21 protein-coding genes are annotated in these 21,272 nt (G+C 30.1%); 7 read left to right on the plus strand and 14 right to left on the minus strand.

Annotation, left to right across the window (positions count from 1 at the left end; genetic code table 11):
* Positions 1-150: 150 nt before the first annotated feature.
* From EGM88_RS08315 to EGM88_RS08370, 12 genes are read right to left on the minus strand one after another with little or no spacing between them, the layout of a single operon-like run.
* On the minus strand, positions 151-1,920 hold the full coding sequence (locus EGM88_RS08315) for a MutS-related protein (RefSeq protein ID WP_123897515.1): 1,770 nt from the start codon (positions 1,918-1,920) through the stop codon (positions 151-153).
* A gap of 44 nt (positions 1,921-1,964) precedes the next feature.
* Positions 1,965-3,074, minus strand: a complete 1,110-nt coding sequence (locus EGM88_RS08320; RefSeq protein WP_123897516.1) for a HesA/MoeB/ThiF family protein — start codon at positions 3,072-3,074, stop codon at positions 1,965-1,967.
* A gap of 34 nt (positions 3,075-3,108) precedes the next feature.
* Positions 3,109-3,945: a DUF1835 domain-containing protein gene (locus tag EGM88_RS08325; RefSeq protein WP_123897517.1), complete on the minus strand. Its 837-nt coding sequence runs from the start codon at positions 3,943-3,945 to the stop codon at positions 3,109-3,111.
* On the minus strand, positions 3,938-5,059 hold the full coding sequence (locus EGM88_RS08330) for an NTP transferase domain-containing protein (RefSeq protein ID WP_123897518.1): 1,122 nt from the start codon (positions 5,057-5,059) through the stop codon (positions 3,938-3,940). Before EGM88_RS08330 ends, EGM88_RS08325 begins: the two co-directional genes overlap by 8 nt.
* Before the next feature lie 4 nt (positions 5,060-5,063).
* Positions 5,064-5,540, minus strand: coding sequence for a cyclic pyranopterin monophosphate synthase MoaC (gene moaC / locus EGM88_RS08335; protein WP_123897519.1), 477 nt, complete (start codon positions 5,538-5,540; stop codon positions 5,064-5,066).
* The gene (locus EGM88_RS08340) at positions 5,541-6,770 is read right to left on the minus strand and encodes a molybdopterin molybdotransferase MoeA (RefSeq protein WP_123897520.1); all 1,230 of its coding nucleotides are present in this window, start codon (positions 6,768-6,770) and stop codon (positions 5,541-5,543) included.
* Positions 6,771-6,789: 19 nt separating this feature from the next.
* Positions 6,790-7,773 carry a GTP 3',8-cyclase MoaA gene (gene moaA, locus EGM88_RS08345; protein WP_123897521.1) on the minus strand — a complete coding sequence of 328 codons (984 nt, stop codon included), beginning with the start codon at positions 7,771-7,773 and terminating at the stop codon, positions 6,790-6,792.
* A gap of 50 nt (positions 7,774-7,823) precedes the next feature.
* On the minus strand, positions 7,824-8,237 hold the full coding sequence (locus EGM88_RS08350) for a DUF6691 family protein (protein ID WP_123897522.1): 414 nt from the start codon (positions 8,235-8,237) through the stop codon (positions 7,824-7,826).
* Positions 8,238-8,240: 3 nt separating this feature from the next.
* Positions 8,241-8,798, minus strand: coding sequence for a YeeE/YedE family protein (locus tag EGM88_RS08355; protein WP_238988413.1), 558 nt, complete (start codon positions 8,796-8,798; stop codon positions 8,241-8,243).
* A gap of 5 nt (positions 8,799-8,803) precedes the next feature.
* Positions 8,804-9,193: a hypothetical protein gene (locus EGM88_RS08360; protein WP_123897524.1), complete on the minus strand. Its 390-nt coding sequence runs from the start codon at positions 9,191-9,193 to the stop codon at positions 8,804-8,806.
* Positions 9,194-9,205: 12 nt separating this feature from the next.
* The gene (locus tag EGM88_RS08365; protein WP_123897525.1) at positions 9,206-9,841 is read right to left on the minus strand and encodes a Crp/Fnr family transcriptional regulator; all 636 of its coding nucleotides are present in this window, start codon (positions 9,839-9,841) and stop codon (positions 9,206-9,208) included.
* Positions 9,842-9,847: 6 nt separating this feature from the next.
* A complete protein-coding gene (locus tag EGM88_RS08370) occupies positions 9,848-11,101 on the minus strand; it encodes a 3-deoxy-D-manno-octulosonic acid transferase (protein WP_123897526.1) in 1,254 nt (417 codons plus the stop codon).
* 84 nt (positions 11,102-11,185) lie between these two features.
* Between EGM88_RS08370 and EGM88_RS08375 the strand changes: the two genes are divergently transcribed.
* Genes EGM88_RS08375 through rfbB form a run of 4 tightly spaced genes read left to right on the plus strand, consistent with a single transcriptional unit; the run spans position 11,186 to position 15,751 of the window.
* Positions 11,186-12,316 (plus strand): DegT/DnrJ/EryC1/StrS family aminotransferase, encoded by a 1,131-nt coding sequence (locus EGM88_RS08375; protein ID WP_123897527.1) that lies wholly within the window; start codon positions 11,186-11,188, stop codon positions 12,314-12,316.
* A 2-nt stretch (positions 12,317-12,318) separates the two neighbouring features.
* A complete protein-coding gene (locus EGM88_RS08380; RefSeq protein ID WP_123897528.1) occupies positions 12,319-13,632 on the plus strand; it encodes a UDP-glucose dehydrogenase family protein in 1,314 nt (437 codons plus the stop codon).
* Positions 13,633-13,643: 11 nt separating this feature from the next.
* Positions 13,644-14,657 carry a UDP-glucose 4-epimerase GalE gene (galE, locus tag EGM88_RS08385; protein WP_123897529.1) on the plus strand — a complete coding sequence of 338 codons (1,014 nt, stop codon included), beginning with the start codon at positions 13,644-13,646 and terminating at the stop codon, positions 14,655-14,657.
* A gap of 47 nt (positions 14,658-14,704) precedes the next feature.
* On the plus strand, positions 14,705-15,751 hold the full coding sequence (gene rfbB, locus EGM88_RS08390; protein WP_123897530.1) for a dTDP-glucose 4,6-dehydratase: 1,047 nt from the start codon (positions 14,705-14,707) through the stop codon (positions 15,749-15,751).
* A gap of 34 nt (positions 15,752-15,785) precedes the next feature.
* On the opposite strand, the gene EGM88_RS08395 is transcribed toward rfbB, so the two are convergent.
* Both EGM88_RS08395 and EGM88_RS08400 read right to left on the minus strand, forming a co-directional pair.
* Positions 15,786-16,160, minus strand: a complete 375-nt coding sequence (locus tag EGM88_RS08395; protein ID WP_123897531.1) for a hypothetical protein — start codon at positions 16,158-16,160, stop codon at positions 15,786-15,788.
* Positions 16,161-16,182: 22 nt separating this feature from the next.
* Complete coding sequence (locus tag EGM88_RS08400) at positions 16,183-17,361, minus strand: acyl-CoA dehydrogenase family protein (RefSeq protein WP_123897532.1); 1,179 nt, start codon at positions 17,359-17,361, stop codon at positions 16,183-16,185.
* Positions 17,362-17,511: 150 nt separating this feature from the next.
* Here EGM88_RS08400 and rnpA point away from each other — a divergent pair, with 150 nt between their 5' ends.
* From rnpA to EGM88_RS08415, 3 genes are read left to right on the plus strand one after another with little or no spacing between them, the layout of a single operon-like run.
* Positions 17,512-17,886: a ribonuclease P protein component gene (rnpA, locus tag EGM88_RS08405; RefSeq protein ID WP_123897533.1), complete on the plus strand. Its 375-nt coding sequence runs from the start codon at positions 17,512-17,514 to the stop codon at positions 17,884-17,886.
* A gap of 4 nt (positions 17,887-17,890) precedes the next feature.
* Positions 17,891-19,525: a S41 family peptidase gene (locus EGM88_RS08410; RefSeq protein WP_123897534.1), complete on the plus strand. Its 1,635-nt coding sequence runs from the start codon at positions 17,891-17,893 to the stop codon at positions 19,523-19,525.
* A gap of 43 nt (positions 19,526-19,568) precedes the next feature.
* Positions 19,569-21,257, plus strand: a complete 1,689-nt coding sequence (locus tag EGM88_RS08415) for a DUF6909 family protein (protein WP_123897535.1) — start codon at positions 19,569-19,571, stop codon at positions 21,255-21,257.
* Positions 21,258-21,272 lie beyond the last annotated feature (15 nt).

A 21,272-nucleotide genomic window follows, 5' to 3' on the forward strand; every position in this document is an offset into this window, starting at 1 on the left:
GCAATAAGATTCTACTATAATGGTTTTTGTATATAGTAGTTACTAATTTAGAGAAAAAAAATTATAATTTTTTATTAAAAACCTCAAAATATTCTATAAATAACCGCAATTTTTTACGGTTGAAACCGTAAAAAATAATTGTATGTTTTATTAAACTATCTCCATTTTTTTTAATAAAAACGAAGCATTCATATTTTTACAAACTCCTGTTTTTAGTCGGTAGTCAAAATGAAGTTCGTCATTGATGATTTCGGCATCAAAATAATAGTTTTTAATGGCCGTAAGTTCCTTTTCAATTTCGCAAAGGCTAAGGTCGTGTGTAGCAATAATTCCTGTAGAATTTGAAGCTACCAGTTTCTGTACAAACTTTTTAGATCCAATCGCTTTATCTGTACTGTTTGTTCCTTTTAAAATCTCATCAAGAATGATAAAGTAATTGTCATTCTTTATTTCTTCTACAATAAATTTTAAGCGTTTTAATTCTGAAAAGAAATACGATTCATCATCCGCTAAAGAATCTGTAGTACGCATGCTTGTAATCAATTTTATTGGAGAGTATTCATAAGATTTAGCACAAACAGGTAAGCCCATATTCGCCATGACTATTGATAGGGAAACCGTTCTTAAAAAAGTACTTTTACCAGCCATATTAGCTCCAGTAATAATAAAAAACTGCTGGTTTTCTATGGTATAATCATTGTCAATTCTGTTGGTGGTTTTCAACAATGGATGCCCTAACTTTTTAGCGTTAATCACGTTTTTATCCGAATTTATTTTAGGATATACATAATTTGGATTATTAAATGCAAAATTTGCTAAGCTATTTTGTGCATCAAAAAAAGCAATTACTTTAAACCAATTTTCAACTTTATTTTTATACGTATTTATCCAATTTTCAATTTTAAAAGCTTGGTGTGCATCCCACAACAATAAGCCATTACCAACAAAAGCCATTATCATGTTATTACGTTGATCTAAAGCATCTAAAATTTTAGAGAATTTTTTAAAAATAACTGAGGCTTTTTCCTTTTCTGTTTTAATGGCATTTTGCTGAGCAATAAGAATTTCAGAAGAAAAAGTTGAACCTTCTATCTTATCTAACAATTTATGATATTGCTTAAATGTATCTTTTGCTTTTCCTGCATCATCATAAATAGCATTCACCTTTTTCAAATATGCACCTGCAATACCTAAGCCAATAAAAAACCAAACCAATAAAAAGTGATAGGTAACTACGTCAAAACTGATTAACACAGCTAAAATCACAGAAATTAAAGCAAAAACTCTTGGCAAAAATGCCATGAATTTTGGTAAACCAGCTTTGTAATTATGAATCCATTTTATAATATGCTTTGCCGGATGTTTTACATTAACCAAACTGCCAATTGCCGAAAATTCTTGTCGCCACTGTGCAATTTTAGCTAATTCTTTTATTCCATTTTGTTTTTGTTCAATGGCATCAATATTATTTAAAGTCAATTGGTTGGCAAATTCATCAGCACCTTCTTTAGTTACTGTTCTGTTTGCAAATTGATAGAAAGAACCCTTACCAAATAGGTCAATATCATAGCTGTAAAAATGTTTAGGATTTTCATAAGCCAATCCCTCATCTAAATGAAGGTAGTTTCCGTTTAACACTTCAATTTCTGTAGTGTTAATAGCTATTAATTGATTAAGAAAATCGCGTTTGTATTGTAGGTCTCCATGTCTGAGAACTAAGTATAAAAATAGAGCAATACCTACAATTGTAATACCTATAACTATTTTAAAATTTCCGAAAAAAAAGTAAATACCAAAGGCAATTGCTAAAAAAAGAAGTAATCTAATAGTACTAGATAATGCTAATTTCTTTTTTAATGAAATTAATTCCAGTTCGTATTTTGCTTTTTCAGCCTTGTAAAATTCTATTGGTTTTTGCATTGAAGTGTTATGAATTTTTTATGCTTAAGCAAAAATTAATTAAATTAAAAATTGCTTATTCCTTCTTTGAGGCTCAATACCTTAATATCAGGATATTTTTCTTTAATTTTTTGAGTTGCGGTATAACTACTAATTCCTTTTTGGCATACAAATATAAATGTTGAGTTAATTACATTATTATTTTGTTCTATATAACCTACAATCTCGTTGAATGACGACAACGGTATTTTAGCATCGACTTGAAAGGGCAAAGATGTTGAAATATCTTCTATTACAGAAATAATATGTACTTCCTTTTTGTAGCTCTGATTAATTATTTTTTTTAATTCTGTTGAGGTGATTAATAGAGCTGTATTTTGAGGGCTACAACTAATATCTAAATAACTTTCTTGTTTAAAAAGTAATGAAATATGTTCGCTATCAAATGAGTTTTTTAAGTTCATTTTGTATTGGGTATTCTCGAGACTATTATAAATAAGTAGCTCATTAATTAGAGGTTTTCCAATGTTACAAACTAGTTTTAAAACTTCGTTTGATTGAAACATGCCTATAATACCCACAATGCTATTAAGCGTACCAATTTCTGAACAACTAGGAATATTATTTTTTGTCATTTCAGGAAAAGCATCACGTAAATTGGCACTAAATTCACCAGTTTTTTGGAGAATATTAAAACTAGCTACATAGCCGTCAAACTTATAAATTGAACCATAAATAAAAGGCTTATTTTCTAACACACAAGTATCATTCAATAAGTATTTTGTTGGTAAACTATCCGTACAATCGAGTACATAATCAACGTCAGCTATTAATTTTTGTACTGTTTGTTTATTTACGACTAAATTATGCTCAAATACCTGCGTAAATGGAGCTATTTTTCTTAAATATTGTCCTAAGATATTTACTTTCGGTTTTCCTATATCTTCTGTGGTAAAAAATAGTTGACGGTGTAAATTGGTGACATCAATTTTATCAAAATCTACTAGATGAATAGTTCCTATTCCACTTGCCGCCAATGAAGTTGCTACCGAATTTCCTAATCCACCACATCCTACAATTAAAACACGTGTTTGTTGGAGTTTTAGTTGTCCTTTTTCACCTACTTCAGACAATGTAGTTTGACGGATAAATAGTTGTTTCGACGAAATATTCATTTGTTTTTATTCGTATCTTTAAAAAAAGAAGTTGCTAAGTTTGTATAATATTTTTACCTTTTTCGTTTAGTTGGTAACTTTCATCATTCAAACAATAATATTCATTCAATTTGTCTATATAATAAGAATATTGTATATCGCCAAAGCCATAAATAGTTTCCTTCTGTTGCCAAAACAACATTTCTTTTATAATTTTATCTTTTTTTAAATGTTGATTATCAATAACTTCTAATATTTTTTGCTGAATTTGATTCAGTCCATTTGATTTTGGAAATCGTTTTAAATGTTGGTTTATAGCCTTTTGGAAATAGGCAAATGTTGGTTGTTTTTTAAAATCGAATTCTTTTAGTTGTTCAGGATTATTCTCAACATATAACTCCCAACATTGTTTGGCAAATAACAATTTATTTCGGCTTAGTTTTAATTTGCTTTCAAGTAACTTTGGATATGCTTCTGCATTATAATCTGCTAATGTTTGTAATTGTCCCTTATCTTTTTCTCTACCAACACAAACCAAATAATAAGAGACTGATTTACTATAATTTTTTAGTAGATAGGTGCATAAAGCCATTAAGTTGATTTGGCAAAATAAATCATATTCAAACCATAGTATTACTTCATTGTAATTGGAAACATTTTTTATTTTTATAATTTCTTGTATGGTTTTATCATAATATTCTAATTTACTGATGCCTAATTCCTTTTCAAAAAAAGCATATCTATCCATCCAAAATTTATCGCTCCCAACTTGATTACAAACGGGACCATCACAGAGCATTTCTCGCCAAACGATAATGTCACCATCAATGGAAGATTTTTTTAAAGTAGAAGCAGTACTATCTCCATTTAAAATATGTAATGTTTTAGCCATCAATTTCTTTTTTTGCTTGTTGATATTCTTCTGGTGTATTGATGTTTCTAATTAAATGATCATCAACCTCAATAATTTCAATTTCTGAGTTTAGTAATACTTTTCGTGGACAAGTATAACCTTGAGCTAAATAACTTAAAAGTATTGGGTAGGCTTTTGGCTCATAAATAGTGATTAAAGGTTCAACAAAAGGTTTTGATTTTCCTTTGAGTGTGGTTGCTATTTTAGAAGGATTTCTATGCTTTAAAAGCAGTTGAATTACTTCTGTATTTACAAAAGGTAAGTCACTTGCAAAAACTAACCACGCCTTATTTGGATTATACTGAAAAGCTGAACAAATAGCTCCAAAAGCACCTAAACCTATAAACTTGTCATCAATTGTTTGGTCTATTTCAGAAGCCATTCCGTTGGCAACAGAAATATAGGTATTTAATAAATTTCTTTCAAGCAATTGAACTGCATGATGTAATTGGGGTTTTCCATGGTAGTTTAATTGAGTTTTATCCTTTCCCATTCGTGTACTTTTACCTCCTGCCAATACCAGACCATTTATGGGAGCAATTTTTTCTTGAATTAAATTATTGATATGTTTTGCAATAGCGTCTTCTTCTGCAATAGAATAGATTTTAATATTTCTAATATGAGGAAATTTTTCTAGTAAAAAGTCAAAATAATCTGACTCATCATTTAGCTTAATAATAAACTGAATTCGTGTTAATTGGTCTAATCGTTTTTTTAGAGAGTCTTTTTTCTTGTTGTCTAAAATTAAGATCTGTTTTTCGCCTTGATAGTGGTTCCCATTGATAAAAAGTAAATCGTGTTGAGAAAATCGAATACGTTCATTATACAAATTTATTTCTGTTTTTTGTGAGGTGTCTAAATTTCCTGATTGATGAAACACAAAACTATCATAATTTGGTCTATCAACTGTTTCAGAATGTGAAGCATCTAAGTAGCCTATTTTTGCTTGATTTTGCAGTTTTTTACTCATTTTTTGAACAAAATCAGCAATAATTGAGCATTTTGTGCCTAAAATAGCTATTTCATTAGGAGCGAAATTTTCATTTTCACGCCTTTTTAGTTTTGTATGTTTTTGGTGTTTATTTACATCCATTTCACTAAGATTTATAATCTGATTTGCCTCCCTTTTTTTCCAACAATTTAACCTCTTTGATAATTATTTTTTGTGAAATACTCTTGCACATATCATATATCGTAAGAGCTGTAACTGTAGCTCCTGTTAAGGCTTCCATTTCAACACCTGTTTTTCCTTCAATATCTACTGTACATAAAATTTCTAAATGTTCTTGGTCAACAATATCAATGTTTATACTAATGCCATTAATCGATAAAGGATGACACATGGGTATTAAATCAGAAGTTTTTTTTACAGCTTGAATACCAGCCACAATTGCCGTTTGAAAAACAGGTCCTTTTTTTGTAATAATATCATTGTCTGTAAAATTGGCGACAATTTCTTTACCTAAAAATAAGGTTGCTTTGGCTATAGCTTTACGTTTGGTAACTGCTTTATTACCCACATTTACCATGTTAGGCTGATTTTTTTTATTGATATGTGAGAATTTTTTTTTCATTTATCTATATGTAATGAGCGGATAAACTTCTCCTTTTTTAAATTCTGTTTTATAAGCTGGTAATTCTAAAAAGGCATCTGCATCTGCTAAATTAGCTAAATCTCCAGAACCTTTTCCTTTTATTGGTGTAGCTATTAGTTTTCCGTTTTCATTTTGAAGACGTACTTGTAAAAAATAAGTCAGTTCTGGTTTAAAGGAAAAATTTTCATTAAGGCTGGCTTTCTCTTTATTTAGAGGTTCTATTCCCATTGATTTTTGCAACCAGGGATAAAAGTATTTTAAGCAACTTACAAAGGTCGAAACCGGATTGCCAGGAAAGGCAAAAATTGTTGTTACGTTGTTTTGTAAGTCTTCTTTTCTATCAATATCAATTGGGGCAATTGTCCCAAACCAGAAGGGTTTACCTGGGCGTTGTTTTACTTTATGAAAGTGCTTTTTAATACCTAGCTCTTTTAGAATTTCTGGTAAAAAATCAAATTTTCCTTGACTAACTGCTCCACTAAATAATAATACATCAAACTCCTTTAAAAAATGACTGATTTTTTCTTTTAAAATGGTCTTATTATCATTAATATGGGTTGTTTGGGGTTTTATATTTAATTTGTGTAAAAGAGCTAATAGCGTATAAGCATTACTTCTTCTTATTTGGTGTTTTAAAGGATTTTGATTGACTTCTACCAGTTCGTCACCTGTTGAAATTATCATTATTTTAGGAAACTTTGCAACCTTAACAGTAGATTTTCCAACAGTTGCTAAGACGCCTATTTCAGCTGAAGAAATAATAGTATTTTTAGGTATTAGAGCGTCATTTTTTTTTCTGTCTAGGCCTTGTTTATGTATATTTTGATCTTTTCTGATACTTTTATGAATAATAGTAGCTCGGTCATTGGTTATTTCAATGAATTCATAAGGTACAACGGTATTGGTGTTTTTAGGAGTAATTGCTCCTGTCATTACTTCAATACAGTTGTGCATGTTATTTAATGGTAATTGAGGAGCTCCTGCAGCTTGGACATTTTCGATGTCAAATGTTAGTTGTCCTTTGTCAAAAACTTCAAAATTTATAGCAATACCGTCCATACTTACACGGTCAAATGGAGGAAAATCTCTATCTGCAATAATGTCTTCTTTTAAAACACGTCCTAAGGATTGCATAAAAGGAATTTCTACAATGCCAAAATCTTGCGATTGCGATAAAATAATTTCTAATGCTTTTTCAACAGTTATCATATTTTATATTTTATTGAATTTATCCTCCAATTGTTGACATGCTCTCAGAAATATTATGTTTTCTATTAGCTTCGGCAATAAAACCATTTTTAGGTTTTTGTTTTACAATTCTTACAAAAAGTTGTTTTAACTCTGTATCACTAGCTCCTTGTCGAATAAAGTCTCTAATATTAAAAACTCCATTATCAAATAAACAATTTTTAAGCATTCCTATTGAGGTAATTCTAATGCGATTACAATCATTACAGATGGTTCTTGTAAAAGCAGGGATAATGCCAAATGATCCTATATAATTAGGTACTTTAAAGTTATGTGAAGTTGAAGATTTACTCGATTTCACAGAGATAATATTTGTGTAATTAGATTTTATATGGTTTAAAATTTTATTGTAATTCCACATTTCTTTCGTTAATCTTTGGCCAACACCGTTAAAAGGCATTTCTTCAATAAATCGAACTTGAATTTTTTTATGTTTGGTCAATTCAATAAACTCAATAATTTCATGAGTGTTAATACCAGATTGTACTACACAATTTAGTTTTAGATTTAAAGAGCTCATTTCGAGAGCTTCTAAGGTTTCAAAAACATTTTCAAAAGTATCACGTCTCGTAATTTTTGCAAAATTGTCTTTGTCTAAGCTGTCAATACTTAAGTTTATATTTTTAACTTTTAAAGTTTCAAGTTTTTTTATATGATTTAAAATTAAAACTCCATTTGTAGTAATATTTATTTCTTCTAATAACTTATTAGATGAAATCATTTCTACTAATTTGATAAAGTCTTTTCGTACAAAAGGTTCTCCTCCGGTTAGGCGTACTTTGTGAACTCCCAATTCACTTAAAACCTTTGTAACTCTGTACATTTCTTTAAAAGTGAGCAGCTCTTCTTTATCAACAATGTTAATACCATGAGCGGGCATACAATATTGGCATCTCAAATTACAACGATCAGTTACTGCTAATCGTAAATAGGAAATTTGTCTACCAAAATTGTCTGATAACATATCTTTTAGTTTTTGAAAAACTATAGGTAAAGATACGAAGAAAAAGTTGCTTAATTTGGAAGCTTATTTTTAATATTATGATAGACAAACGCACCTAATACAGCACCTATAATTACAATAGCAATTGCTAAAACTCCTCTACCTAATAAAATAAACATAGGTCCTGGGCATGCACCAACAAGTGCCCAGCCTAGCCCAAATATAATACCACCAAATAAGTTGGCTTTAAAAGCATTTTTTTTTGGTGGAATTTTGATTTGTATTCCCTTATTGTCTTTTATAATTCCTTTTTTAAATAATTGAACCATTAAAATGCCAATGAGTACTGCGGAGCCAATAATACCATACATATGGAAGGATTGAAATTTAAACATTTCGTAAATTCTGTACCATGAAATTACTTCGGCTTTACTAAGAATAATTCCGAAAAATACACCTATAACTAAAAATTTAAAATACTTCATCATTTAAAAAATTAAAGGTATTAAGACCCATGTCATTATTAAACCACCAATAAAAAAACCAATTACAGCTATTAATGATGGTTTTTCTAAATTACTTAATCCAACAATGGCGTGTCCAGAAGTACAGCCGCCTGCATAACGAGCTCCGAATCCAACTAAAAATCCACCAAGTAGTAGAATTAATATTCCTTTAAAGGATAGAATTGAGTTAATTGAAAATATTTCTTTTGGAAGGTATGTTTGTCCTGCATTTTGTATGCCTATATCAGATAGATCTTGTACAGTCTGTGTGTTTAAAGCAATTACTTCATTAGTAGAAAGCCATTGATAAGAAATAAATCCGCCAATTATTGTTCCTGCTATAAAAGTTAAGTTCCATGCGTTTGATTTCCAATCAGAATTAAAATAACTATTGAATCTACCTGCTCCACCAATGGTACATAAAGTTTCTAAGTTAGATGAAACCCCAAAAGTTTTGCCAAAATAGAAGAGTAATAGCATAACAAATGCAATAGCTGGGCCAGAAACATACCAAGGCCAAGGTTGTAAAATAAAATCAATCATGTTTATTGTAGTTTTTTTGTTTTGAGAGCTTCTTTTTCTTTGGCAGACAATTTATTGAAATAATATTTTTTGACATAAATTAATTCACCTGTATCCTCTCTAAATACAAATTTATAATCTTCAGAAAATTTTAATTTATAAGCAAAATGATCTGGTCTTATATCTTTAAAAACCGTCATCTTATAATCGTATCCATCAAATCTTCCCAATTTGTTTGTTTTTAGCTCTGTTAAGATATATTCGATTCCGCCCCATCCATTTGTTTCTTTTATAGTTAATTTGATATCGTTTTTAAGATTATGGTATGTTCCTGTTATACCTTTTTCTTGACCTGATTTACAGCTCAGAAAACCTACCATAGTTATTAATAGTACTATAATTTTACATTTCATTTATAATAAAGTTTAATATTCTAAAACTTCTATTTTATTTCTGAAAAGCTTAATTTTTTGTTCATTTTCAAGTTGTTTTAGTAATCTTGAAATTACAACTCTTGATGTATTTAAGTCTTGTGCTATTTGTTGATGTGTAGTTGTTAAAATTGGATTTCGCATAATTTTTACCTTATCAGATAAATATTTAAAAAGTCGCTCATCCATTTTCATAAATGCTAGCGTATCAATAGCTTCAATCATTTCAGATAATCGTGTATTGTAACTATCTATTACAAAGGTTCTCCATGATTTATATTTTGCTAACCATTCGTCCATTTTACTAACTGGAATAAAAATAATTTCAGAGTCCATTTCTGCAACACCTCTTATTTCACTTTTAGAACCATGAAGTCCACTACCAAAAGTAATAGTACATGTATCTCCGTGTTCTAAATAATAGAGTACAATTTCATCGCCATTGTGGTCTTCGTGACTAATTTTTATAGCTCCAGAGAGTATTAAAGGGATTTTGTCAAATTTATCACCTAAGTCTAATAATAAATCATTTTCCTTAACCCTTTTGTAAATACCTACTTTTATAATTTCATTTACAAGCTCCTCTTCAAAAACTATGTTAAAATAGGAAGTTAATTTTTCTTTAATCATTTTATGTTAGAATTGGTTGTTGATATAATTTATTATTTTTTTTGTAGAGCCAATATTTTCGATAATGTAGTTTTTGGCAATGTTTCCCTTATTTTTTCGTAATTCATCATTGTCAAACAATAAGGTAAGAGTCTCGTTTAATTTATATTTTTCGTTTATTGATATGCATGCTTTTAAGTTAATTAAATCTTTGGCTTCTTTAAATTTATGATAGTTAGGACCAATAAGTATTGGGATGCCAAAAGTGGCTGGTTCTAAAATATTATGGATACCACTTCCAAAACCACCTCCCACATAGCTAATATCTCCATAATAATATATCTGAGTTAAAATACCTACAGTGTCTATAATTAATACTTGAAATTGGCTTAAATCTTTATTTTCAATTTCAGAATATAACACTACCTTTTTGGAAATACGATCCTTTAACTTTTCAATATTTTGAGAATTAATATTATGAGGTGCTATAATATACTTTTGATTAAGTTTTGCATTATTATTAATATAATCTATAAGTATAGTTTCATCTTTAGGCCATGTACTTCCAGCAACTAAGGTTATTTTATTATCTTTGAATTGTTCAGCAAAATCTAAATTAATTTTTTGTTTTGTAATTTCATAAACCCTATCAAACCGGGTGTCTCCAGAAAGCGTAATATTATTAAAACCTATTGTATTTAACAACCTTACTGAGGTTTCATTTTGGACAAAAAAATGATCAAATGTATTGAGTGATTTTCGCATCCATTTACCATATTTTTTAAAAAAGGATTGATTTTCTCTAAAAATACCTGAAACCAATATTGTTTTTATTTGCTTATTTTTTAATGCTTTCAATAAATTTGGCCAAAACTCATATTTAACAAAAATAGCCATTTTTGGATTTACAATTTCTATAAATTTTCTGGCGTTTTTTTTAGTGTCTAAAGGTAAGTATACAACTAAATCTGCCGTGTTGTAGTTTTTTCTAACTTCATAACCAGATGGAGAAAAAAAGGTTACTAATATTTTAAAATTATAAAAATTAGAATTTATTAGTTGTTTTTTTAGCTTTTCAATAATAGGTCTTCCTTGTTCAAATTCACCCAAAGAGGCACAATGGAACCAAATAATCTGATCTTCAGTACTGAAAGTGTTTTTTAATTTTGTGAAAACACCTTCTCTTCCCTTAATAAAAAGTGCTATTTTTTTATTAAAAAGAGCAATTATTTTAAGAAAAAAAATTGTAATATAAACTGCTATGTTATAGATAAAGTACATAAGAGTTTGCTAAAATAGGAATTTCCAATATCAACCGTTAAATAAATTGTATTTTTGTACGTTTATTGTAAAAATCGATAGCGAATGAAACCAATTGAAATGGTTGACTTAAAGAGTCAATATAAAAAAATAAAAAGCGAAATAGATACTTCTATTCAAAATGTAATTGATAATACTGCTTTTATCAATGGCCCCCAAGTTAAAGAATTCCAAAAAGAATTGGAAGATTATTTAAATGTTAAACATGTAATTCCCTGTGGCAATGGTACTGATGCTTTACAAATTGCTATGATGGGTTTAGGTCTGCAACCCGGAGACGAAGTTATAACAGCTGATTTTACTTTTGCAGCAACAGTTGAGGTAATTGCTTTATTAAAATTAACACCTGTGTTAGTTGATGTTGAGGCAGATACTTTTAATATAGATATTGAGGCACTTAAAAAGGCCATTACGCCAAAAACAAAAGCTATAGTTCCGGTACATTTGTTCGGGCAATGTGCTAATATGGAAGCAGTTTTAGAAGTTGCTAAAGATCATAACTTATATGTTATTGAAGATACTGCTCAAGCTATTGGTGCTGATTATACGTTTTCTGATGGAACAACTAAAAAAGCGGGTACAATTGGTAATGTAGGTACAACGTCGTTTTTTCCATCAAAAAACTTGGGATGTTATGGTGATGGAGGTGCTATTTTTACTAATGATGATGAGTTAGCCCACAAATTGAGAGGTATTGTAAATCATGGAATGTACAGACGTTACTATCATGATGAAGTTGGAGTAAACTCACGTTTAGATAGCATTCAGGCAGTTGTGTTAAGTGCTAAATTGCCACATTTAGATTCTTATTGTAATGCTAGAAGAAAGGCAGCTGAATATTATAATAAAGCTTTTTCTAATACGGATAAAATTATTACACCAAGCACTAGTGCTTTTTCTACCCATGTTTTTCACCAGTATACATTAAGGCTAATTGATGTAGATAGAGATGCATTACACAAACATTTAATTGATAATAATATACCTTGTGCCATTTATTATCCAGTACCACTACATAGTCAAAAAGCTTATGCTGATGAGCGATATAATGAGGCTGATTTTATAGTAACTAATCAACTTGTAGAATCGGTTATTTCTTTACCAATGCATACAGAATTGGAAGAAGAACAACAAGATTTTATTACCAAAACAGTGTTGGATTTTATAAATAAATAAGTATGAATTTAACAGTAATTGGAACGGGATATGTTGGTTTGGTTACAGGAACATGTCTTGCAGACATGGGAAACATTGTTACTTGTGTTGACATTGATAAAGACAAAGTCAAAGCAATGCAGAATGGAAAAGTACCAATATTTGAACCTAATTTAGAAGAGCTTTTTCACAAAAATATATCAGGTGACCGGTTGTATTTTACAACCAATTTAGAAGAAGCAATTAAAGATTCTACAGTCATATTTTTAGCTTTACCAACACCTCAAGATGAGGATGGTTCGGCAGATTTATCTTATGTTAAAAATGTTGCTCATGATTTGGGTAAACTAATTAAAGATTATAAAATAATCATAAATAAAAGTACAGTACCAGTGGGTACTTCTGATATTGTTAAAGATATTGTATCAAGTCATACAGACGTAGAATTTGACGTTGTTTCTAATCCAGAGTTTTTACGAGAGGGGTATGCTGTGAAAGACTTTATGGAACCTGAACGCATTATTATTGGTTCAAAAAGTAGAAAAGCGAAATCTATTTTATCAAAATTGTATAAGCCTTTTATTAGTACCAAAAGGCCAATTATTTTTATGGACGAACGCTCTTCAGAGCTTACTAAATATGCTTCAAATTGCTTTTTAGCGACCAAAATCACCTTTATGAACGAGATAGCCAATCTGTGTGAAATTATAGGTTCAGATGTAGATATGGTTAGAATTGGTATGGGTACAGACTCTAGAATAGGGAACCGATTTTTATACCCGGGTATTGGTTATGGGGGTTCTTGTTTTCCTAAAGATGTAAACGCTTTGGTAAAATCTAGTGATGAAGTCAATTATAATTTTAAAATATTAAAATCAGTTATTGATGTAAATGTTAACCAAAAGAAATCGTTGGTTCCAAAACTGTCTCGTTATTTTAAAGATGACTTAAAAGATAAAAAAGTTGCTATATGGGGATTGGCATTTAAACCCAACACAGATGACATCAGAGAAGCACCAGCTATTGATGTAATTAATGAATTATTATTAAGAGATGTTGAAATTGCTGCTTACGATCCTGAAGCTATGACAAACATAGAGCGAATATATGGTAATAAAATTCAGTACGGAAAAAATGCTTATGATATTTTAGAGGATGCTGATTGTTTATTAATTTGTACAGAATGGAGCGAGTTTACACAACCAAGTTTCAATAGGATGAAATCTCTTTTGAAAAATCCTATAATTTTTGATGGTAGAAATATGTTTGATTTAGAAGTCATGGAAAATAATGGATTTTATTACGAGTCTGTGGGTAGAAAAACAGTTACAATTTAATACTTTTTAATATGAGTAAGATTTTAGTTACAGGTGGTTTGGGTTTTATTGGATCTCATACCGTGGTTGAACTCCAAAATGAAGGTTTTGAAGTTGTAATTATTGATAACCTTTCAAACACAACTATTGATGTTTTAGATAAGATAACTTCAATTACAGGAAAAGAACCATTATTTGAAAAGTTAGATTTAAAGAACCAACCTTCAATACAAGAGTTTTTTAAGAAACATCAGGATGTTGAAGGTGTAATTCACTTTGCGGCTTCAAAGGCTGTTGGTGAAAGTGTTGAAAAACCATTGATGTATTATCATAACAATATTTCAACATTAATCTATCTATTAGAAGAGATGAGAACTAATAAGGTAAATAATTTTATCTTTAGTTCTTCATGTACCGTTTATGGTCAAGCCGATCAAATGCCAATAACTGAAAGTGCTCCTTTTAAAACGGCAGAATCTCCGTATGGTAATACGAAGCAAATAGGTGAAGAAATTATAGCTGATACCTCAAAGGTTTCTGATTTAAAGGCAATAGCTTTGAGATATTTTAATCCAATAGGTGCTCATGAAACAGCTAAAATTGGTGAGCTTCCCATTGGGGTTCCTCAAAATTTGATTCCATACGTAACTCAAACGGCAGCAGGAATTAGAGAGCAACTTTCTGTTTTTGGTGGAGATTATCCAACTCCAGATGGCACTGCAATACGTGATTATATTCATGTGGTTGATTTAGCAAAAGCACATACAGTTGCCATGAAAAGACTGTTGAATGGAGAAAATAATTCTGATTTTGAAGTATTTAATATTGGAACAGGTAAAGGAAGTTCTGTTTTAGATGTTATAAAGGCTTTTGAAAATGCTACAGACCAAAAATTAAATTATAAAATTGTTGATCGTCGGGAAGGCGATATTACAGAAGCCTATGCTGACACAACCTATGCACAGAATGAATTAAAATGGAAAGCTGAATTAAGTTTAGATGATGCATTGGCATCTGCTTGGAAATGGCAAAAGACGTTAAAGTAAACGATATAAATTGAATAAAAAAATCCTGTTTAAAGTAAAAGAATAAGATGAAAAATATATTAATTACTGGTGGTGCTGGTTTTATTGGATCTCATGTAGTGAGATTATTTGTAAATAATTATCCAGACTATCATATCTATAATTTAGACGCATTAACATATGCAGGTAATTTAGAAAATATAGCTGATATTGCAGAGGCATCAAATTATACTTTCGTAAAAGGAGATATTAAGGATATTGACTTTATTAATAACTTATTTCAAAAGTATAAGTTTGATGGAGTGATTCATTTGGCTGCAGAAAGTCATGTAGATAGGTCAATAACCAACCCTAATGATTTTATTGAAACCAATGTGTTAGGAACTGCTAATTTATTAAATGCGTTTCGCCATTTATGGGCTGGTAATTTTGAAGGAAAATTATTCTATCACGTTTCTACAGATGAGGTATATGGCTCTTTAGGCAAAACAGGATTGTTTACCGAAACCACACCTTATGATCCACAATCGCCCTATGCAGCGTCAAAAGCTGCATCTGATCATGTAGTGCGGTCATTTGGCAACACCTATAAATTACCATATAAGATTAGTAATTGTTCTAATAATTATGGAGCTAATCAATTTCCTGAAAAACTAATTCCTTTATTTATTCATAATATTAAAACAGGTAAAAATTTACCTGTTTATGGTGATGGAAACTATACAAGAGATTGGCTTTATGTTGAAGATCATGCCAAAGCGATTGATGTAATTTTTCATAAAGGAAAAATTGCAGAAACTTATAATATTGGAGGGTTTAATGAGTGGACAAACCTTAACCTGATAAAGGTATTGTGCGAGCAAATGGATGAAAAATTAAATCAACCTTCAGGAACAGCAGCTAAATTAATAACTTTTGTAAAAGATAGAGCAGGTCACGATAAACGTTATGCCATTGATGCTACTAAAATCAATAAAGAATTAGGCTGGAAACCAACGGTAACTTTTGAAGAAGGTTTATCTAAAACTATCGACTGGTATTTAGATAATGAACAATGGTTAAATAACGTTACTTCTGGTGCTTATAAAGATTATTATAAAGAAATGTATGGTTAATAAATAGAGAGGATATTTACAATTGTTAACTCACCTATTGTTGTGGGTTATTAAAAGCCTTATCAATATTTGGTGTTCTTTTTGGTTTTCTACTTTTGAGAGGAATTACAATACTAGCACCAATACCACCGCCTAGTGAGGTGTATAAAAAATCTTTTTTACTTCTATTTCCATTAAACCACTTCGGATCGACTCTTTCTTTTAAATATCCAAGAGTTACTGCTGTAGCTGTGCCTACAAGCCATGCTGTTAGTTTGTTATTTGTTTTTCTATAAACTAAATAAGAAGTACCACCTCCTATAATTGTTCCAACAATTAGATGTTCTGGATATCCATTATCGGAATTAATTGATTGACCATTTATTTTACTAACGGTTAAAAAAAATAGAACTAACAAATAATACCTCATAGGCAAGTAAATTTATTATATTTTATTTGAAAGCATTCAATCCAGTTACATCTAATCCTGTGATTAGTAGGTGAATATCGTGTGTGCCTTCATAAGTCACAACTGATTCCAAGTTCATCATGTGTCTCATTATAGAATATTCTCCAGTAATACCCATACCGCCTAACATTTGTCTAGCGTCTCTAGCAATTGTTAATGCCATATCAACATTATTGCGTTTTGCCATAGATATTTGTGCAGAAGTAGCTTTATCTTCATTACGGAGTACACCTAATCGCCAAGCTAATAATTGGGCTTTGGTAATTTCGGTAATCATTTCTGCTAATTTTTTTTGTTGCAACTGAAATGCTCCAATTGGTTTGCCAAACTGTAGCCTTTCTTTTGAATATCTTAAAGCAGTATCGTAGCAATCCATAGCAGCTCCTATTGCACCCCAAGCTATTCCATATCTGGCAGAATCTAAACATCCTAGAGGAGCTCCGAGACCTGATTTTTTTGGCAATAAATTCTCTTTTGGAACTTTTACATTATCAAAAATTAATTCGCCAGTTGCAGAAGCTCTTAAAGACCATTTATTGTGTGTTTCGGGAGTTGTAAACCCTTCCATTCCACGTTCAACAATAAGACCATGAATTCTTCCAGATTCATCTTTAGCCCAAACAATAGCAATATCAGCAAAGGGAGCATTAGAAATCCACATTTTGGCTCCATTCAAAAGATAATAATCACCTTTGTCTTTAAAATTAGTAACCATACCAGAAGGGTTAGAACCATAATCGGGCTCAGTCAATCCAAAACATCCCATAAGTTCTCCGGAAGCCAATTTAGGTAAATATTTTTGACGTTGGTCTTCATTACCATATTTCCAAATAGGATACATTACCAAAGATGATTGTACAGATGCTGTTGAGCGTATTCCAGAATCACCTCTTTCAATTTCTTGCATTATCAATCCATAAGAGATCTGATCTAATCCAGCTCCACCATACTCTTCAGGAATATAAGGGCCAAAGGCACCTATTTCAGCTAATCCTTTAATAATTTGATTAGGAAATTCAGCTTTTTGAGCATAATCTTCTATAATTGGAGAAATTTCGCGTTTTACCCATTCTCTAGCAGCATCTCTAACCAATTTGTGTTCATCGGTTAACAAATCATCTAATTGATAATAATCAGGGGCTTGGAATAAATCTTGTGACATTGTTTTTTAATTTTAAATTCAAAAATAATGAATTCCTTTTTACTTTATGTTTCTTTTTTAGATATTTAATAATTGATTCTAAAAGAACTTTATGTTTTTATAAAAATAATTAAATATCCTTACTTGTTACAAAATAACTATTTTTGTTAAGTGAGATTTACATTAAAAAAAGAAGAAAAGCTTAAAAGCAAAAGACTTATCGGAGCATTGTTTGATAAGGGAAAATCCTTGTCAAAATATCCATTGCGTTTGGTTTATTTAAAAGTAGAGCATACTTCAGATTATCCTATTCAAGTGGCATTTTCTGCTCCAAAGCGACGGTTTAAAAAAGCGGTAGATAGAAATAGAATAAAACGCTTACTGAGAGAGTCCTATCGAAAAAACAAACATTTATTATACGAAGCTGTTGATGAAAAGTATGTGATTATGTTTACATATATAGACGAAAACGAGTTAAAATACGTTGAAATAGAAGAAAAAATGATAATTTTATTAAAAAAGTTATTGGAAAAAATCAACTCTTAACCGCATGAAAACGTTTAAAAAGCTAGGAATTATTACTGTATTAATTACTGTTATAACAGTATCAGTTGGTTATAAATCTGACTTTTTCGAAGTCGCTAAACAAATTGAAATATATACTACATTATTTAGAGAATTAAATATGTATTATATCGATGAAACCAATCCTGCTGAATTAACGGAAACAGCGATTGATAACATGCTAAAGAAGTTAGACCCTTATACACAATTTTATGACGAACAAGGGGTGGAAAAAGCAAGGATAAATGCAGCTTCCCATAATGCGGGAATAGGGGCTAGAACTAAAATAATTGATGATAAACTTTTTATTGCTGAACTTTATGAAGGTGCAATGGCTGATAAAGCAGGTTTAAAAGCTGGTGATGAAATTCAAAAAATCAATGAAATTGATTTAAATACTATTCCTGTATCAGATGCTGTTTTAATGTTAAATGGAAATCCAGATTCTGAAGTTATTTTACAACTAAAAAGACAAGACGAGATTTTTAAAGTTACTTTAAAAAGAGAGGCTTATGAATTTGATCCAGTTCCATATTATAGAATGTTAGACGATAAAGTGGGATATATTTCCTTTATTAAATTTAACACAAAAGCATCATCAAGTGTAAAAGCAGCTTTTGAAGATTTGAAAGCTCAGGGAATGACTAAACTTGTTCTAGATATTAGAGGTAATGGAGGTGGTTTATTAAATGAAGCCGTTGAAATTACCAACTTTTTTGTACCAAAAAATGAAATTGTTGTAACTACAAAAGGAAAGGTAAAAAAGTGGAGTGATACTTATAAAACTAAAAGAGAGCCTATTGATTTAGATATTCCTATTGCGGTATTAATTGACCGTTATTCGGCATCTGCATCTGAAATTGTGGCAGGTTCTTTACAAGATTTAGATCGTGCTGTTATAATTGGTGAGCGTTCTTTTGGTAAGGGATTGGTTCAACGTTATCGAAAATTAACATACGGAACACAATTAAAATTGACAATTTCTAAATATTATACGCCAAGTGGTAGGTGTATTCAAGAGTTAGATTATACCCATAAAAATGAAAAAGGTGAAGTATCTAAATTTTCTGATGTAAAACGAAATGCATTTAAAACAAGAAATGGAAGAACAGTTTATGACGGAGGTGGTATTGAACCAGACATTAAGTTAAATAAAATTGATAGAACTAATGCTACAAAAGCTTTATTAGAATCAGATGCTATTTTTATATATGCAACCAATTATACTAATAAGCATAAAACTATTGAAAGCTTAGAGGATTTTACTTTAAGTGATGCTGAATATCAGGAGTTTTTAACGTATTTGACAGAAAATAATAACGTTTTTAAAACCGAAACAGACAAACATCTAGATAGTACTTTAAAAATAGCTCAAAAAGAGGGGTATAGTGAAAGTATAATTCAAGAGTATCAAAATCTAGTTTCAAAAATTAATAGTCAAAAGCTAAAGGATTTATCTCAGAATAAATCAGAAATTATAGACGCTTTAACTAATGAAATTGTTAGAAGGTATTATTACAAAAAAGGAGAATATATTCACAAAGCACGTCATGATAACGCAATATTAAAGGCTGTAGAAGTGTTAAATGACGAAAGTAAATATCAAAATATATTAAACTAATTTTTTAGTAAGTATTTTGGTATATTTGTTCAAATATATTTGAATGAATACTTTAAAACCAACCAAATCACAAGAGTCTTCGAACGCTATTGAACGTATGTATACTGCAATGCGGCATTTGTTCAATCGGGGCTTTTATAAACCTATGGGAGTTTCTGGAGAAACGTTAAGAGAATCTTTATTGCTTTTACGTCCCGAAATTTATGGCTCTATTGCTGATCAAAACATTGAACTTGATGGCTTATTATACGTAATTGAAAGATTGCCTGAAGGTATTGAAGAATGTCAGTTTATTAACCTTACTTCTGATGAAGGGTATAAAGATTCACATTTTAAACCCATTATTCCTGAAAAAAGACGAAGAAATTGTTATCGGATTGACAAGAACCAAATGAATATTGAGATTACAAGAGGAAGATCAGATATTTATGACGTACTTACTCATTTAACATTTCTTTTTATTGAATCGCATAAAATAAAAAACAATATTCTTATTGACGAAGAAGGGGTTACTATTAGAGAGTGGATGCATTTAGAGGATGTTGTTATCAATAATAAAAAATTGTCAGATAATGAAAGAGAAGTTCTAATAACACATTTGGCAAATATTTTAGGAAGAACTTTTATAGAAGTGAAAAACATAACTAATAGTTTTTCAACAAAAGAAAATCCTAATAAATTTTTTAGTTGCATTTTTTGGATGGGTAAATTGGCGTTAAATGAAACGTTACATAACAAAAAGAGAACAATTGTGTTTAGCTCTTCTTTACGTGAACGTATTGGACATCACATTTATGGTGAAAAGTGGGCTCATAGAATTAAAGAGGTTTTAGATAAAAATAATTTATTAAAAAGACCAATCCATATCATAAGTGCTAATATGCATAGTGTTATGAATTCTATTTATGCTCCAATCTTTTTAACAAAAGAAGCTGAACAAAATAAAGGAATTGCCCTATTTGAATTACTAAGTAATAAAGAAAATATAGCTTTACAAAAAAGGGTAAAAGAGCAAGCTTCCAAAAAAGGATTAATTTATGTAAAAGATACTTCAGGAACTAATATAAATGTTCAGATTATAGATACTGCTAAAATTGATTTTGAAGCTTCAGAATATTCGTTATCAAGTAAACTTACAGATGATAAAAAACCTATTATCATAGTAATGGATTATGCTTTTGGTGAGCAAGCATTTGAAACGTTAGATGAACTTTTAAAACCGTATGTTTCTAATCAAGCAGTGTCGCATCATTTGAATGTTGAATCTGTTTCCATAATGGGTAAAGCAGGTATTTTACAAGGAGGAAAAGGAGATATTATGATTCCGTCAGCTCATATTTTTGAAGGAACTGCAGATAATTATCCATTTACAAATGAGCTTAAGAAGGAAGACTTAGAGGGTTTTGGCCTTAATGTTTATGAAGGTTCAATGGTCACTGTTTTAGGTACTTCGTTACAAAATAAAGATTTATTAGAGTTTTTTCATAAATCTACCTGGAGAGCTATTGGGTTAGAAATGGAAGGTGCTCACTACCAAAAAGCAATACAGTCGGCATCAAAAATTAGAGGAAATATATCAGAAAATGTAAAAGTAAGATATGCTTATTATGCATCAGATAATCCTTTAGAAACTGGGAGTACCTTAGCCTCAGGAGGTTTAGGTACAACAGGAGTAAAGCCAACGTATGCTATTACTCAAAAAATTCTAGAGCAAATTTTTAAGTCAGAATAACTAATTAAAAGTAAT

The sequence above is a fragment of the Aureibaculum marinum genome (assembly GCF_003813905.1).
GTDB classification, from domain to species: Bacteria; Bacteroidota; Bacteroidia; order Flavobacteriales; family Flavobacteriaceae; genus Aureibaculum; species Aureibaculum marinum.